At 62.9% G+C, this 16,120-nt stretch carries 13 protein-coding genes and 1 pseudogene; 4 read left to right on the top strand and 10 right to left on the bottom strand.

Features of this window, described 5'->3' with window-relative positions; all coding sequences use genetic code 11:
- A pseudogene (locus tag Q4P21_RS07455) lies at positions 1-614 on the bottom strand (phosphatidic acid phosphatase); the annotation flags it as partial.
- Positions 615-735: 121 nt separating this feature from the next.
- Positions 736-1,713, bottom strand: coding sequence for an App1 family protein (locus Q4P21_RS07460; protein ID WP_303388191.1), 978 nt, complete (start codon positions 1,711-1,713; stop codon positions 736-738).
- A 229-nt stretch (positions 1,714-1,942) separates the two neighbouring features.
- Here Q4P21_RS07460 and Q4P21_RS07465 point away from each other — a divergent pair, with 229 nt between their 5' ends.
- Both Q4P21_RS07465 and Q4P21_RS07470 read left to right on the top strand, forming a co-directional pair.
- Positions 1,943-2,686 carry an SDR family NAD(P)-dependent oxidoreductase gene (locus Q4P21_RS07465; protein WP_303388160.1) on the top strand — a complete coding sequence of 248 codons (744 nt, stop codon included), beginning with the start codon at positions 1,943-1,945 and terminating at the stop codon, positions 2,684-2,686.
- 184 nt (positions 2,687-2,870) lie between these two features.
- Positions 2,871-3,890, top strand: coding sequence for a 1-phosphofructokinase family hexose kinase (locus Q4P21_RS07470; protein WP_303388161.1), 1,020 nt, complete (start codon positions 2,871-2,873; stop codon positions 3,888-3,890).
- A gap of 28 nt (positions 3,891-3,918) precedes the next feature.
- On the opposite strand, the gene Q4P21_RS07475 is transcribed toward Q4P21_RS07470, so the two are convergent.
- From Q4P21_RS07475 to Q4P21_RS07505, 7 genes are all read right to left on the bottom strand, one after another.
- Positions 3,919-4,764 carry a universal stress protein gene (locus tag Q4P21_RS07475; RefSeq protein ID WP_303388162.1) on the bottom strand — a complete coding sequence of 282 codons (846 nt, stop codon included), beginning with the start codon at positions 4,762-4,764 and terminating at the stop codon, positions 3,919-3,921.
- A 116-nt stretch (positions 4,765-4,880) separates the two neighbouring features.
- On the bottom strand, positions 4,881-6,575 hold the full coding sequence (locus Q4P21_RS07480) for an ABC transporter ATP-binding protein (protein ID WP_303388163.1): 1,695 nt from the start codon (positions 6,573-6,575) through the stop codon (positions 4,881-4,883).
- Entirely contained in the window at positions 6,572-7,465 is an 894-nt protein-coding gene (locus Q4P21_RS07485) for an ABC transporter permease (RefSeq protein WP_303388164.1), read from the bottom strand. The genes Q4P21_RS07480 and Q4P21_RS07485 overlap by 4 nt, the downstream gene beginning before the upstream one ends.
- Positions 7,462-8,439, bottom strand: coding sequence for an ABC transporter permease (locus tag Q4P21_RS07490; RefSeq protein ID WP_303388165.1), 978 nt, complete (start codon positions 8,437-8,439; stop codon positions 7,462-7,464). Before Q4P21_RS07490 ends, Q4P21_RS07485 begins: the two co-directional genes overlap by 4 nt.
- 24 nt (positions 8,440-8,463) lie before the next feature.
- Positions 8,464-10,128 carry an ABC transporter substrate-binding protein gene (locus Q4P21_RS07495; RefSeq protein ID WP_303388166.1) on the bottom strand — a complete coding sequence of 555 codons (1,665 nt, stop codon included), beginning with the start codon at positions 10,126-10,128 and terminating at the stop codon, positions 8,464-8,466.
- Between the two features lie 173 nt (positions 10,129-10,301).
- Positions 10,302-11,186 carry a VOC family protein gene (locus Q4P21_RS07500; protein WP_303388167.1) on the bottom strand — a complete coding sequence of 295 codons (885 nt, stop codon included), beginning with the start codon at positions 11,184-11,186 and terminating at the stop codon, positions 10,302-10,304.
- Between the two features lie 63 nt (positions 11,187-11,249).
- Positions 11,250-11,798 (bottom strand): dihydrofolate reductase family protein, encoded by a 549-nt coding sequence (locus Q4P21_RS07505; RefSeq protein ID WP_303388168.1) that lies wholly within the window; start codon positions 11,796-11,798, stop codon positions 11,250-11,252.
- A gap of 234 nt (positions 11,799-12,032) precedes the next feature.
- Here Q4P21_RS07505 and Q4P21_RS07510 point away from each other — a divergent pair, with 234 nt between their 5' ends.
- Both Q4P21_RS07510 and Q4P21_RS07515 read left to right on the top strand, forming a co-directional pair.
- Positions 12,033-12,563 carry a hypothetical protein gene (locus Q4P21_RS07510; RefSeq protein ID WP_303388169.1) on the top strand — a complete coding sequence of 177 codons (531 nt, stop codon included), beginning with the start codon at positions 12,033-12,035 and terminating at the stop codon, positions 12,561-12,563.
- On the top strand, positions 12,560-14,200 hold the full coding sequence (locus Q4P21_RS07515; RefSeq protein ID WP_303388170.1) for a DUF5671 domain-containing protein: 1,641 nt from the start codon (positions 12,560-12,562) through the stop codon (positions 14,198-14,200). The genes Q4P21_RS07510 and Q4P21_RS07515 overlap by 4 nt, the downstream gene beginning before the upstream one ends.
- A gap of 1,130 nt (positions 14,201-15,330) precedes the next feature.
- On the opposite strand, the gene Q4P21_RS07520 is transcribed toward Q4P21_RS07515, so the two are convergent.
- On the bottom strand, positions 15,331-16,113 hold the full coding sequence (locus tag Q4P21_RS07520; RefSeq protein ID WP_303388171.1) for an isocitrate lyase/phosphoenolpyruvate mutase family protein: 783 nt from the start codon (positions 16,111-16,113) through the stop codon (positions 15,331-15,333).
- Positions 16,114-16,120 lie beyond the last annotated feature (7 nt).

Here is a 16,120-nt window from a genome sequence, read left to right on the forward strand (position 1 = left end):
AGTGTGTGGCCGCTGGGAAACGAGGGCGAATATTCATAGGGCGGGATGGCGTCCACCAGCGGCGGGCGGGCGCGTCCAATAAGTTGCTTCCCCGCGACTGTCATCAGCAGCGACCCTGCGGTGGCCGTGAGCATGAGTATGACCGGTGTCCACGACCGGCGCTTCAGGGCAAGGACCACCATGATGGTGGCGGCGAGGATGGGCATGCCGATGGTCCCGGCGATGTCCGTGTAGCCCGTGGCCACGGTATCCAGCCACGGCGAACGGACGCTCATCGCAGCGTCCAGCAGTGGATGGTCCAGTGCTGCCACCCCGTCGGCCTCGGTGACGGCTTCATAAACTTCGGCGGAAACGTAGGTCAGGGCAGCAGCGATCGCGGCGCCGACGGCGAGCGTGAGGATCAGGGCGGCATGCGGTCCCAGCCGGGCACTGAGCCAACGTACGACGCCGGCGAGCCAACGGCCGAAAGGGGCTCTCCACCGGGTCAGGTCAGTCCGCCCAACGAAGCGGTCCTCTGCAACCTCACCTGTCTCGCCGTGCTCACCTGTGTCGCCGAGCCCTCCGTGCTGGCTTGACTGCTGGCCAGCCGATCCTGGTGGTTGTTGTTCGCTCATGCACACATCCTGTTTCCCACTGTTTCCAACAAGTCCTTGTGCCGGAAGTTTAACGCACCCGGCATGGAGCTGCCGGCAACCAACCGGCAGCTCACGTTACTCAGGCACGCGGATCGTAGATTCAGAGCAAACCGTGCTTTCGCAGCTGCTGGGCAAGTCCCGCACCATCGGGTGCGGACAATCGAGGCACCCCTCCGTGGCCCAAAACTGGACCTTTCCCATGCTGGCGGCGGCCAGCCAGCATGGCTTCCCCGGTGGAGAGCTCACGGATGGCAATGGCTGCTGTTTGCGCAGCATGTGAACGCGCAAAGTCAGCATAGATCTCCGGATCGTGCTGGCCGTCGTCGCCCACCAGCAGCCACCTGATGTCTGGAAATTCCTGTGCGAGCCGCTGGAGGTTATTGCGTTTGTGTTCTTCTCCACTGCGGAACCAGCGCTGGCGGGTGGGACCCCAGTCGGTGAGCAGCAGAACGCCCTCCGGGTACAGGTTTCTGGCAAGAAACCGTGACAGGGCGGGCGCCACGTTCCACGGTCCGGTGGAGAGGTAGAGGATGGGTGCCCCGGGGTGCCTGTCCACGATCCTGTCGAGCAGCACGGCCATGCCAGGGGTGGGCGTTCGCGCCCGTTCGCTGAGGACCAGGGTGTTCCAGAGGGCCAGCAGCGGCCGGGGCAGCGCCGTGACCATGACGGTGTCGTCAATGTCCGAGACGATGCCGAACGTGGTGTCGGGTGCGACGATCAAGATGCGCTCCTCGGCGGGAGCTGCAACCTGGCTGCGTAGGAAGACTGTGTGCCAGCCTGGCTCCAAGGAGGCCTCCAGCACGGCATCTACGAGTCCTCCTGCGTCGGCGCGGACCGCATGGACGACGCCGTCGATCTCCACTTCCACGTCAGTGTCCGGAACAGGAACGCTGGTGAAGGCACGCCAGCCGCGCATCCTGCCGCTGGTGGCTGTGCGCTTGCTTGTCAGTACAACACGGGCCAGCACGCGCACCCATGTGGTGCTGCCGTAGCCCGGGTAGGCGACGATGGTGGGAGTGAAGCCGGAAACCGCCGCAACGCGCGTCCGGACCTCATGAATGGCATCGGCCACATGCATCACCGATGCGAGCAACACCGGCGCTGCGGGTTCCGGCGGGGGACCGTGAACTGTCAGATCGGGAGTGCCTGGAGGGGGTTTGCCTGAAGCTGTGTCCATGAATCCACTGTTCCACACAACCTGGTATTCGCGAGCTTCCAGCACACACACATCATCTTGTGATTGTGTATAGGGGCAATCCACAGCCAGGGATCGTCCGGTCCCACGAAACGTCAACCAGGGAGTCAGCATGCAACTCGAAAACAAGGTCGTCATCGTCACCGGCGGGGCATCGGGAATTGGCCGTGCAATTTCCCGGGTTTTGGTGGCTCGCGGAGCCAAAGTCGTTGCGGTCGATGTCAATGGCGAAGCCGGGGAATCCCTCACGGCAGATCTGGGCGCCAACGTCCGGTTCGTGTTGGGCGACGTCAGCGACAAGGCGGTGGCGGCGTCCGCCGTCGAACTGGCCAGCACAACTTTTGGCGGACTGGACGGGTTGGTCAACAACGCGCACGCATCGCGCCAAGCCATGTTCAACGACCTGACCGAGGAACAGTGGGATCTGTCCTTCAACACGGGTTTCCGCGCCACCCGCCAGTTCATGGCGGCTGCCTACCCGCTGCTGGCCGTCAACGGCGGTTCCGTGGTGAACTTCGGTTCGGGCTCGGCCATGGTCGGACAGGAAACCCAGGCTGCCTATGCTTCGGCGAAGGAAGCGATCCGCGGGCTTTCCCGGGTCACGGCAAACGAGTGGGCCAAGGACAATATCCGCGTCAACGTTGTCTCACCCATGGCACTCACCCCAGGAGTTAAGGCATGGAGTGAAGCGTTCCCTGAAATGTACAAGGATTCACTGGCCAAGGTTCCGCTGGGGCGCTTCGGCGATCCGGAGGCGGACGTTGCGCCGATCGTGGCCTTCCTGCTCTCCGACGATTCGCAGTACATGACCGGCCAGACCCTCATGGCCGACGGCGGAGCCAACAAGCTCTACTAAACCGTCGATGGCGGTTTCCGGCCCGGGCGGCTGCGCGACTGCGCGAGGACACACATGGACGTGCCTACTTTGGTGTCCTATGCTTCTACCCACTGCACAGACCACTGCACAGAGATGACGTTCGCACCATCCGGGCCTTCACCTGAACCGGACGGAAACGAGCCCTGAAGGGACCAGATAATCCATGAAGCCCATCGATTCCAAGAAGAACGGTTCGCCCATGGTGGGGTTCACGGATGCTTCATCCTCATGGCGTTCCAAACAAATCGTCACCCTCACCATGAACCCCGCACTGGACGTCAGCACATCAACGGACGTCGTCTACAGCGGGCATAAACTCCGGTGCAGTCGCAGCACCCTCGATCCGGGAGGTGGCGGGGCTAACGTGGCCAGGGTGATACACCGGCTCGGCGGCCAGGCCGTGGCTGTTTATACCGCAGGCGGCACCACCGGAGACACCTACCGCCGGTTGATGGAAGCCGAGGGAATCCCGGTTTTGGTGGCGGCAGTCCAGGGGAGCACCCGGCAGAATGTCACAGTTGATGAGAACTCAACGGGGAAGCAGTTCCGGTTCGTCCTGGAAGGTCCTGAATTTAGTGAAGATGAGTGGCGCAATTGCTTGAGGATTGTTGGCCGGACCATCCGGTCAGGTGGATATCTGATTGCCAGCGGCAGTCTGCCTCCGGGGGTTCCGGATGGCTTCTACGCGCAGCTCGCCCGCCTGGCGCGGGAGGCCGACGTGCGCTGCGTGGTGGACACCTCGGGTCCGGCCCTTGCAGAGGCCCTCGCCGAAGGAGTCTTTCTGGTAAAACCCAGCCGGCGGGAACTGGCCGAGCATGTCGGTGCGGCCCTTGACAGCGAACAGAGCCAAATCGACGCGGCCTCCGCGCTGATTGCCGAGGGTTGCGCAGAGTACGTCGCCCTGACATTGGGTGAAGCCGGGGCCGTGCTCGCCTCCAAGTCCGGCGCTATTCGGTTGCCGACGCCGTCGGTCAAGGTGGTCAGTACGGTCGGGGCCGGTGACAGCTTTCTGGCCGCGTTTGTCTTGCGGCTCGCACAAGGCTACCCGGCTGAGGCGGCCCTGAGATCGGCGGTGGCCGCTGGAAGTGCCGCCGTGATTTCACCGGCAACGGAACTGTGCTGCCGAGACGACGTCGAGCGCCTTGAGGCGGAAATCGCAGCCCTTGCACTCGCTTTCGAGTAACCGGCCCATCGTCGGAGAACTGAAAAGATTACGTCCGTCGTGAGACGAGGACCGGTCCACGGGCGTGGTGGAGTACCGCATGCGTGGTGGAGCCGATGACACCCTTGACCAGTCCGCGTCCCGTGGTCCCCATGACGATCAGGCTGGCGTCCTGTGAAGCGTTGAGAATTGCCCGGGCGGTGGATTTTTCGGTGAGCAGTTTCCCTTCAATGCTGATGCCGGGAGCAAGGTTGCGGGCGGTTGCCACGGCAGCCTCCAAAACGTCCACCGGTACCTTGCTGCCGCGTCTCCGGATCAGTGCCAAACCATTCTTATCAGGCCGCACATGAAGCACGTTCAAAGGGGAACCCGTTAGCACGGCCATTGCGCAGGCATCGGCCAGAGCCGCTGCGGAGCCGGATGCGTCAACGGCCACGACCACTGCTCCGGCAGGGTGTTGGTCCGCCCTGCGGATGACGGCCACGGGACAGTTGGACGTCGCTGCCAACTCCAGGCTCACAGAACCCACCAGAAGGCCCAGGAACCCGCCGAAGCCCCGACTGCCCACAACGAGCAACTCCTGGCCCTGGGAAATTCTGCTCAGATGCACGGCAGGCCACCCGTAGATAAGGCTCGCCTGAACATCCAGTGCAGGAGCCACGGCCTTCACCAATGCCACGCCTTCGGCGAGGATGGCTTCAGGTGAGGGATCCACGTCGTCAGTCGTTGTGCCGCCGCCGACAGCGGGGTCCTGCGATGGCGTCGGCCGCAAGTGACAATGCACCAGGTGCAGCCGACAGTTCCGCAAGACGGACTGCGTGACGGCCCACAGCACAGCTTGGGCGGCTTCTGCAGAGCCGTCATAACCAACCACGATGTCCCGGGATTCGCGCACCGGTTCTCCTCAACGTTCCCACCTGCAATGAATGTGCTGTCCGCATACCCGGCACGTTCAGAGTCTACGGGTCAGCCTGCGCTTTGAGCGTCAGGATGTGTTCGGCATCCGCGTACTCAGTGTCCACGCTCGAGTGGCGGTGCCGCTGCCAGCAGGGCGCGCGTGTACTCATGCTGCGGCACGGTGAACACGGCTTCAGTTGCCCCGGATTCAACAACTTCACCCGAGCGCATGACCAGCACGTCATCACTCATGTGCCTGATCACCGAGAGGTCGTGTGAGATGAACAAGTAGCTCAGCCCAAGCCGTTGCTGCAGCTCATCCAGCAGGTCAAGGACCTGGGCCTGGATGGAGACATCCAGCGCGGAGACCGGCTCATCGCAAATCAGCACCCGCGGGTTCGGTGCCAGGGCGCGGGCAATGGCCAGACGCTGCCGTTGCCCGCCCGAGAGCCTGGCGGGATTGCGGGCTGCCACATCCTGTTCCAGGCCCACCATCTCCAGCAGTTCGTTGATTCTCTTGGAGTGGGAGCGCGGATTGCGCGTGGCCCCAGAACTCAGGGCGTCAGCCAGCAGCGAGCCGGTGGAAAGACGCGGGTCGAAGGAGGAGAGCGGGTCCTGGTAAATGGCGCCCAGCGACGAGCGGCGGGACCGGCGCCCGGATTCTGGAACCGCACTCCACGGTTTACCGAAGAGCCGCACATCTCCGGCGTCGGGCTTTATCAGTCCCAGGGCCATGCGGGCGGTGGTGGTCTTCCCGGATCCGGATTCACCCACCACGCCCAGGGTGCGCCCAGGCAACAGCTCAAAGCTGACGTCGTGCACAGCCCGGAAATCAGTGGCCCCGGCCAGGGGGAAACTCTTGCAGAGCCCGCTCGCACTCAACACCGGAAGCACGACGTCGGCCGCCTCGCCCTGGGCTGCGACCTCGGCCTGCGCCGTCACCTCACCCTGCGCTGCGACCGTCCCGGCTGGCTGATGCGCTGAAGTCGCGGGGGTGTCCGCTGCGGGGGACAGGCGCGTGAAGCGGGGTTTCCCTGCAGGAACCGCCGCCAGCAGGGCACGGGTGTACGGGTGCTGCGGGTCGTTGAGAACCTGTTCCTTTGGGCCTCGTTCCACGATGCGTCCGGCCTGCATGACGGCAATCGAATCCGCCACACTTGCCACCGCCGCAAGGTCGTGGCTGATCAGAAGCATCCCCGAGCCTGTTTGACGCAATTCACCCAGCCTGGCCATGACAGAGGCAGCGATGGTTGCATCCAGTGCAGTGGTGGGCTCATCGGCAATGATCAGCGTGGGGTCCAAGGCTACGGCTGAGGCAATCAGCGCACGTTGGCGCATCCCGCCGGAGAGTTCCCCTGAGCGTTGGGAAGCCCGGCGGAGGGGATCGTCCAAGCCCACGGCCTCCAGCAGTTCCATCACGCGCGCGGCACGTTGCGCCCCGGAAAGCCCGGAGTGAATGCGCAGCGCGTCGTCGATTTCCTTCCCGATTTTTCGCAGCGGGTCCAGGGACGTCAGAGCGTCCTGCAGGATCAATCCCACCTGCTTGCCGCGGATGGCACGCCAGCTGCGCTGCGAAAGACCGCGGACGTCACGGCCGGCGACGTCGAGTGTATCGGCCTGCACCAGCGATCCCAGTCCGGCCAAGCCGATCAGGGACCTGGCGGTCACCGACTTACCGGACCCGGATTCGCCCACCAGCGCCAGGCATTCCCCGGGGTGCACCGTGAAGGAAACACCAGTCACAACATTCGTCCCGTCAAAGGAGACGTGCAAATTCTCAACCCGCAGAACGGGCTCGACCGCGCTCACCGGGTACCTCGGGACTTCAACGATCTGGAGAGAACCGTGGCAGCGGCGGCAACCAGCACAATGGCGAGCCCCGGGAACAGCGTCATCCACCAGGCCAGGGCAAGGTAGGTGCGGCCCGCCGAAAGCATGGTGCCCCATTCGGGGGCGGGTGGGGGTGCTCCCAGCCCCAAAAAGCTCAGGGAAGCGGCCCAAAGAATAGCCTGGCCCAGTCCCAACGTGGCAAGCACGGCAATGGGTGCAAGGGCGTTAGGCAGGATGTGGGTGGTCAGGATGCGGGTTCGGCTGCGCCCCAGCACCGTTGCGGCCTCGACCATGGGCGAGGTCCGCAAGGCGATGATTTGTGCACGGATCATCCTGGCGTATCCGGGTGCGGTGGTCAGGCCCACCGCAACAACAGTGGTGGCCACGCCCGGCCCTGCAAGGGCGATGAACACGAGGGCCAGCAGCAGCCCGGGCAAGGCAAACAGCACCTCCAGGATCCGGCCCACGCCAAAGTCCAGCCACCGCCCACCAAATCCGGCGACGGTCCCCAGGACCAACGCCAGGCTGAGACCTATGCCTGTTGCCGCAGCACCAATGAGCAGCGAGGCTCGTGATCCGTGGACAATTCGGGAGTAGATGTCCCTGCCCGATTCGTCGGTGCCCAGCAGGTGCCCGGTGCCGGGTGCGGAGAACGCTTCGCTGGGGTTGATGGCCAGCGGGTCAACGGGTGCCAGGACGTTCGGCGCGATGGCTGCAAGAACAAAGAAGAGCAGCACGGCGGTTGAGACGACCCAGGGGATGTGGGCCGCAATCCGCCTCACAAAGGTGCCGCCAGGGCGTGCCTTACGGGCCGCATGCGGGTTCAGCACCGGATCCACTGACGGCAGGGCCGGTTCCAAGATACTCATGGCGCGCTGATCCGTGGGTCCACGAGGCGCTCGGCAATGTCTGACAGGGCCATGATCACCACATAGGCGGCAGCGGAAAGAAGTGCGACGCCGGTGACCAACGGTATGTCGCGGGTGGTCACCGCAGAGAGCAGTGAACGTCCCAGCCCAGGACGGGCGAAGATGGACTCCACCACCACGGCGCCCGAGAGCAGCGAGCCCAAGGCCCAGCCTGAGAGCGCGATGCCCGGTAGCGCTGCATGCCGCAGTGAATGGCGCAGTAGCACGCCGGTTTCTGATTCCCCTCGTGCCCGTGCAGAAAGCGCAAATGCGGAACGCTGGGCCTCCTCCATGGTGTCCCGCATGACCTGGCCCAAAAATCCTGCCAGCGGCAACGCCAGGGTAATGACCGGCAGCACCAAGCCGGCCGGGGTGTTGGTGCTCACCGGCGGAAGCCACCCCAGCGCCGTCGAGAAGACCATGATGAGCACGCTGGCCAGCCAAAAGTGCGGCACCGCGGCCGAGACGATTTCCAGCCCCGACGCCAGCGCCGTACCCACCCCGCCGCTGCGGGTGGACAGCACAGCCAGTACCAGCGCCATGGCCCAGGCCAGCAGGAGCGCGAGAACGGCCAGAATGAGGGTGGAAGGGACCAGCTCTCGCAGCACTTCGGTGACCGGGATCTTCAACGAATAAGACGTGCCCATGTCCCCAGTGGCCAAGCGCCACAGCTGGCCAAAGTACTGAACGTGCAGGGGCAGGTCCAAGCCATACTGGGCCCGGGCTGCTGCAAGGGCTTCGGGCGATGCCTGGGAACCGGGGCCACCCAGGATGGCCTCTGCTGGGTCCCCGGGAATCATCCGGATGCCAAAGAAGATGGCAGTTGCTACTGCCCAGAGCACAAAGACGCCCCCACCGAGCTTGCGCAGCAACCAACGAACGGATGCCCCAAAACTACCGGGGGATCGGTTGGTGGCTGTTGCGGAGGCGCTCATGGGCGGGGGCGTCTTGTGAAGGATCTAGTTGGCCAGCCAGGTGTCGAAGAACGTCGGTGTTGCCACGGCCGTGGTGGCACCCACGTTCTTCAGTTTGTCCGAGTAAAGGAAGTGGTTTTGCTGGTCATAGAGCGGCAGCACGTAGTAGCCCTCCAGAACCTTTTTCTGCACCTGCGTGTAGAGGTCCTTCCGCTCGGCCTCATCCTTGGTGGAACCTGCGGTCTCAAGCAACGCGTCAAGGGCCGGGTCCTTGACCTGGGAGTGGTTGGCGAAATAGCCGGAGGGTGCGGGAATAGTTGAAGCGGAGCTGAACAGGACGGAGAGAACACTCGGGCCAACCTTGGTGTACGGAGCGGACACCAAGTCGTAGTCATTCTTGGCCAGGTCCCCGTACCAGCTGGACAGATCCAACAAGTTGATCTTAATCTCGATGCCCGATTCCTTGGCCGTGGCCTGCATCTGCTCAAAGAGCGACTGCTCCGCAGGGATCGACTGGCTTGTGCTCACAGGGAACGTGAGGGAGAGCCGGGTTCCGTCCTTGACACGGTAGCCTTCGGAATCGCGGTTGCTCCAACCTGCGGCATCCAGCAACGTGCCAGCCTTGGCGGCGTCGTAGCCGAACAGGGATTCCTCCGAGTAGGCCAGCGGTTCCACACTGGACAGGGCGGAGAATGACTGCGGCGCCGTGCCGAAGAACAGTGAATCGATGCTCGCCTTCACGTTCACCGCATGGATGAAGGCTTCCCTGACCTTGGCATCATTGAACGGTGCCTTGGAGGAGTTCAGCTCAATGCGGTTGGAGGCTCCGGGGCGGGGCGCATCCAGGTGTTTGATGGTGGAGACCTTGCCAGCAGCGGCAATGGCGTCCGGCTGGGCGTTATCGATGACCTGAACTTCACCGGCCTGCAGTGCCGCATAGCGCGTTGCCGCCTCGGGAATGAAGCGCCAGGTGATGGCATCCAGGTAGGCGGTTCCCGCGTGTGCCGCCGTCGGCACAGGGAGCACATACTCGGCGTTGCGGACCAGGTTTACCGAATCCTGCTTCTTCCAGGACTCGACCTTGAACGGGCCGGTGCCCACCGGAGATGCACAGTTTTCCGCCTGGGTACGCTTCAGTGCCGTGGGGGATTCGATGGCAACCCAAGGCATGGAGAAGGACTCGAGCAGCGAGTTGTCAGGGGTCTTGAGCTTCAGCACCAGCGTGGTGGCGTCGACGGCGTCCATGGAATCTATCTTGCCCAGGGCCAGATAGCCGGTGGATGAGGCCGTTTCCGGGTTCAAAAGGTGCTCAAAGTTTGCCTTGACCGCGGCAGCATCCAGCGCGGTCCCATCGGTGAACTTGATCCCGTCCCGGATCTTCACAGTGCGCGTCAGCCCGTCCTCGGACACGGTGGAGTCCTCCGCGAGCCAGGGGATCAACTTGCCGTCCGCGTCCTTCGTGTACAGGGTCTCCAGGAATTGCGAGGCAACAAGCGCCTGCGGGTAGTTGCCACCGACGTGCGGATCCAGACAGGTGGGTTCGGCATCGCCGGAGGCGTAGACCAGGGTTCCGCCGGTGACTGGCGTGCCAGCGTCAGCGCTGGTATCCGAGGACGTGGCGGCTGGTGAACAGCTTGCAAGAACCAATGCTGCTGCCAGGACGGTAGCGGCCGGGACCAGCCTGTTGGCCAAGGGGTGTGCGAGAGTCATGAACTTCTTCCTGCGGACCGGGGAAATGGAGCGATGCGTGGTTGATCGCCGTTTGTTCTCCTCGGGCACAGGCCACAGGGCACTCGTCGGCGGGTACCGCGATCCACTTTAGCGCGTGTCGCCAGCCGGGCTGGCCGCATGTGGGCTAAGTCATAGGCTGGCACCGCTGTGCCTCACAGCTCTGCAATGATGATTTTCTTCATGGTGAGCATCCTTTGGTAGGCGCCCGGGTTCTGCATCAGCTCGCCCATGTTCCGCGGCACAATCTGCCAGCTCACCCCAAACCTGTCCACCAGCCAGCCGCACTGTTCGGCCTGCGGCACTGCACTCAGGGCTTCCCACAACGAGTCGATCTCTTCCTGACTCGTGCATTCGACCTGGAGGGAGATCCCCGGGGTGAACGTGAAGTCGTGCCCTGCGCCGCCATCCATCGCAGAGAACCATTGGCCGGCCAGTGTGAACTCGGCGAAAAGCAGGCCCCCCGCATCATCTGGCTTCGGCACGGCCATCCCCGGGCCCGAGTTCGGGAGCAGGCCGGTGTAGAGGTCGATCGCTTGTTGCGCCTGGGCGGCCTCCCCGGTGAACAGGAACTGCGGCATCACGCCCGGGCGCCGCTCAGCGTCCGGTGCGGCCAGCATCAATTGCCAGTTCACCCCAAACTTGTCCTGAACCCATCCATACAGTTTGCTGTGCGGATACTCGGCCAAAGGCATGCGAACCTCGCCACCATCTGCGAGCGCCTCCCACATGCTCGCCATGCGTGTGCGTGCCTCATCCGTGCCGCCCGTGAACAGCCGCGGATCTATGGTCAGGATGAAGGACAACGCCGGGGTGGGCCAGTACTCGTCTCCCGCATTGATAAGACGGAGCTGATAGCCGCCCACGCTCACATCCACTACCAGCGGTTGCCCCGCGAGATGGCGTTGGAAGTCCGGCAAATTGTCCGTGGGGTAGGAGGCAACCACGTCCATGGACGTGTCCGGGAGAATATCCGCATAGAAGCTGCCGACGTCGTCCGCGTTGCCTTGGCACCATATATTGGGCACGATTCGCTGCATGAGTTCTCCCGGTGGGTTGGACAAAGCCTGTCGCGGTGCACGGCAGGGGTCAAGATTCGCAGCCTATTCCGGCTGGCGGAGGGCGTAGCGCATGATGACGTTGCCCGGAGGGGTGGGGGTGGCGCTCAACAGCTGCAGCCGCGTGGTGGGGACGCTTTCGTCAAAGAGCCGCCTGCCTGCGTTGGTGACCACGGGGTGCGTTGTCAGAATAAGTTCATCGACGAGCCCCGCCAGGAACAGTGAACGGACTGTTTCAATGCCGCCACTGACGATGATCCCGCCCTCGCCGTGCTCGCGAAGGTTCTTCACGTACTCAACGGGGTCCCCTGCGATGCGGGTACTGTTCCAGGGCAGCTCATCCGGCAGGGTCGTGGACACCACGTGCTTGCGCACTGGGTTGATCCATTGGCCGAAGGGGTCCTCGGCTTGCGGCCAGTACCCAGACCATTCGCTCCACAGTTTTCGCCCTATCACAACGTCCGTGACGGGGGTGATGACCTCCGTCATCAGCTGGGCTTCGTCTGGCCCGAATGAGTCGTATTGCCACAGGTTGGGGCTTTCCACCACCCCGTTGAGGGAGTTGAAGAGGTGTGCGGTGACTTTGCGGCTCATGGTGGTGCCAGCCCTTCTGCGCGGATTCTGCTTTTACAAGGATAGAAGTGCCGGAGTGGGAGGGCAATGGGCATGAGGGGCCAGTCTTCTCGTAGGCTGACACGGCACGGCAAGTATGCGACAGTTGCCTTTACCAGGTGCCGTTGCCGGCCGAAGCAATGGAATCCCGGCTGCGTTCTAAGTGATGAGGGGGAGAAGGAATGGCAGAAGTAGGGGCTTCCCAAAGGGTGCTTCGTGGATTCACCTGCTAGCCCGACGGATCCCACGCGCCCACCGGAAGGTCATGGACATGAACCTGTTGTGGTACCGCCGCAGCGAAAATTAGCGAAGATTCCACTGCTCATCCTGGGCGTGATCGTCATCCTCGTTCTGGTGGCCGCCATATCGATCGCCGTTACCCGCGGCGAGCCCACGCTCCTGGAGGAATCGACTCCAGCCGGGGTGGTGCAGCGCTACGTCGCGGCAGCGGTTGATGGGGACGAGGCTACGGCTGCCGGGTATCTCACGGAAGCTGTGTTTGCCGACTGTTCGCCAATGGAACAATTCCGTGCCGACAACCTCTCCATCACGCTCATCTCGACCAAGGAGCGGTCCAATTCCGCCGACGTGGCAGTCTCCATCGCGTCCTTTTCCGGAAACGGGCCGTTTGGAGCCCAGGAATCAAGCTACGAGGACGTTTTCAGTCTCGTGAGAACGGACGGTGCATGGCGCATCTCTTCGGCACCGTGGGATCTCACGATCTGCCCGAACGAGGGAACGAAGTGACAGCCACCCCGACAGTGCGTCGCTTGATCGTGTTCACCTTGCTTTTCACACTTGTTGTCATTGGCGCGATCGGCCTTGCAGGCCTGCTGGGACGCTTGCTGGAGACAGGTGTCGAATTGGTTCGTGACGACACTGCGAGTCTGGCGCGGTCACTTGCCTTCACACTGATCGGTGGCCCGTTCGCGGCAGTGCTGTGGTGGGTCGTGTGGCGCAGGGCCGAAGAAACGTCGGAACAGGATTCCCTGTCCTGGGGTGTCTATGTGGCGGGGGCATCGACGGTCTCGCTCGTCACTTTCAGCAGTTCCCTCCTCTTTGCTGCTGCAACGTTGGCAGGTGGCAACTGGTCACCCCAAACTTTTGCCACCGGGGTGGTGTGGGCCGCCGTCTGGCTTTGGCACCGGGGGATGTCACAAGATGCACGACGTCGGCCGCTGTGTCTGCGTTCAGTGGCACCCATCCTTGGTGCTGCCTATGGGCTGGTCATTGGGACAGGAGGGGCAGTAACAACGCTGGGCTTGTTCTTCGCGCACGCCATTCACGGTTTGGCCGGGGTGGATACGTTCGGCCAGCCATGGTGGCGGAACGTGCTGGGCGCTCTTGTGTGGGCCGCGGGCGGCGTGCTTGTTTGGTGGTGGTACTGGGTGCGGAAAAGGGTGCAGTTCGCCGGTGGTCGCTTGGCGCACGTGACACTGGCTGTGGTCGGCATCCTCGGCAGCAGCGTCCTGATGCTTGCCGGAGCGGGAATTACGCTGAACTCCGTTCTGCGTCTTGGTTTTGATTCAAGTGAGTCAGCGGCGCGCATTCTTGAACCGCTGGGCTTTTCCCTTTCCTCTGCCCTGCTCGGCGCTCTGGTTCTTGCCTATCATTACCATGCAGCGATCGAACGATCCGTTGGCATCGATCGGACAGCACGCCTGCTGGTTTCAGGGGTGGCACTCGTGGCGGCGGCCTCAGGCATCGGCGTCATCGCGAACGCGCTGCTGGTGCCGTTCGGAATTCCCTTGGCCGGCTCGGGTGTGCACACTTTGCTTATTGGCGGCCTAAGTTCATTTATTGTGGGGGCACCGCTGTGGTGGCTGGTGTGGAAGCCCGCTCACCGTACCGACTTCTCGGAAGGATTGGCAGGCCGCCGGATCTACCTGATCGCCGTCTTCGGCTTGAGCGCGGTATCGGCACTGGTCACTCTCTTGGTGCTAGGTTACCGGCTGTTCGAGTTCGCATTGGCGGACCACGTTGGCGGGGCGTTCATTGACCGCGTGCGCGCACCACTGGGGCTGTTTATTGCCACTGCGCTGGTCGCCGCCTACCATTTCAGCGTTTGGCGGCAGGATCGAGCTGTGGCACCGCTTCCCGGAAAGCAGGGCACCATCGACCAAGTGATCCTGGTGGCCTCCGGGGATGGTGTGGAATTGAAGCGGCTCATCGAGGAACAGACCGGCGCCACGGTCAAGCTGTGGCGGCGAAAAACCATCGGTAGCCAGGCGCCCACACATTCCTCGGACAGCCACCAGGACATCCCCTCGTCTGGTCCGCCCCTGGACCTTCTCGCCGAGGCACTGAAGAACGTCAAGGGCAAACGCGTGTTGGTGGTGACCGGTTCCGGCACTGCCATCGAGGTGATCCCTCTGGCGGACTAAGAATATCCACGCGGCAGTTTGCCCTGCGGCACGTCGAACTCAGGTGCGCGGGCGGCTCCTGCTGCAAAGCCTGCTCGCCATCCATGGACTCGTCACGGGCTTCCTCGTGGTAGCGGCACCGGCCCAAGCAGCGGAACTATCAAGACACCACATCTCTTGGCCCCAGTGTTCCCCACCCCGGCCCAAATTCTGACCTACCGCTCGAGCGGTCCATGGTCTGCAACAACCCGTGCCGGGCAACTAGCCAATATTGGGTATGCGGAGGCCTCATTTGCAGTCGCCAGCATGGTGCGGAACAGTTTCCGTCCAGCAATGGTGTGGATCGACGTCGAACCCCGCACTAGCCAACGGAGGCTCGCGACCGCTGCGTAAAGCCAAGTTTCTCCGGTGGTCCAGTTTACTTATCCCAGTGGTATGACGATGTTCGCGACTACGACATCACGTGCGCAAACTATGCGGCAGGGGCGCTGCCCCTGCCGGGGTCCCTACTGTCCGACTCCACGGGGGATTTCAACGGCGACTGGAACAACGACGTTTTGGGCCATGTGTCCAGGCCTCCGGACACGGATCTCCGGTCAATGATCGGCTTCCTTGAGTTTCAGACGTTTTTGGGCGGTGGTGCTGCCGTGGAGTGAATATTTTTGCGAGATAATAGATGCAAGGTCAGCCGGCTCTTCGACCAACCGAAATCCTCTACATCTCGCGGTTCTTCTTGGCCAGAACTAGCATGATCGTGCAGATTGCGTTAGATCTATTAAATCGCCATATCCAGAGCCCTGGTGTCAGTGGCGAACGAGCTGCGCCTGTATCAAGGCACGGCCGCGGGACGTTTGGGGCGGCTGTAACCATTGGAGTCGGATGGGGCGGATTCAATCTACTGGAGACGGTGGGCGACTTCAATGGAGACAGAACTGCAGATGTTCTGGGGGTGTGACCGTACTGGTGCCCTCTGGCTGTATCCGCGCACAGCACAAGGAGCGTGGGCCGCTCGAGTTCAAGTGGGTCACGGCTGGACGGCCATCAACACGATTTTCCAGGGACCCACTTGGATCATTGGTGGAAACCGACAATGCCATGATCGTCACCACACGCTGTCCGGCCCGATTTCACAAGGACCGGTGTCACTATCGTCAGCCTTGGTTGAATGCTTCGAGGCGCGACTGCAGGTCCCAGTAGGGGGTGGCGGCTGGCAGCCCAAGGCCGTCACGCAGGGCGATGGCACTGGCGACGGCGGAGTCCATGGCTGCGCGGTATGGTAGCGAGCCGGAACTCACGCGACGAACCCCCAACGCTCCCAGCTCGGCAACGGTGAGGGAGGGATGAGCCAGCACATTGACCGGCAAATCGATCCCCGCCGTGATGGCGTGGATCTGATGCGCGTCTACCAGCCCCGGAACGAAGATGCCGTCGGCACCGGCAACTTCGTATTCATGGGCACGAAGCAGGACGGCGGCCACCGTCGCCTGCTCGGCAAACCACAAGTTATCCACCCGCGCATTGATGAAAACAGTGGGGGTGCGGCGTTTGACGGCGGCCACCTTGTCAGCGAAAGCCGCAGGGTCCACCAGATGCCCGTCCGTGCTGTCCTCAATGTTCACACCGACCACGCCAGCGGTGGCCAATTCGGCTACGAACTCAGCGACTTCCTCAGGGCTGTCCGAATAGCCGTCTTCAATATCTGCTGTGACGTGGACCTGGAGACGGGCCAGCTGTCCAACCAGGGCGGCAGTTGCCGTTTTGCTGGAACGGCCGCCGTCGGGCTGGCCGGTGCTAGCGGCGATCCCGAAACTTGTTGTGCCGATGGCGGGGAAACCTGCAGCAGCGAATGCCAAACCGGAGCCGACGTCCCAAGCATTGGCGAGGACAAACGGGACGTCAAGGTGGTGAAGTTCCCGAAATGAAACCATTGTCATTCACATC

Origin of the sequence: Arthrobacter sp., assembly GCF_030540645.1 — a bacterium.
Classification (GTDB): domain Bacteria; phylum Actinomycetota; class Actinomycetes; order Actinomycetales; family Micrococcaceae; genus Specibacter.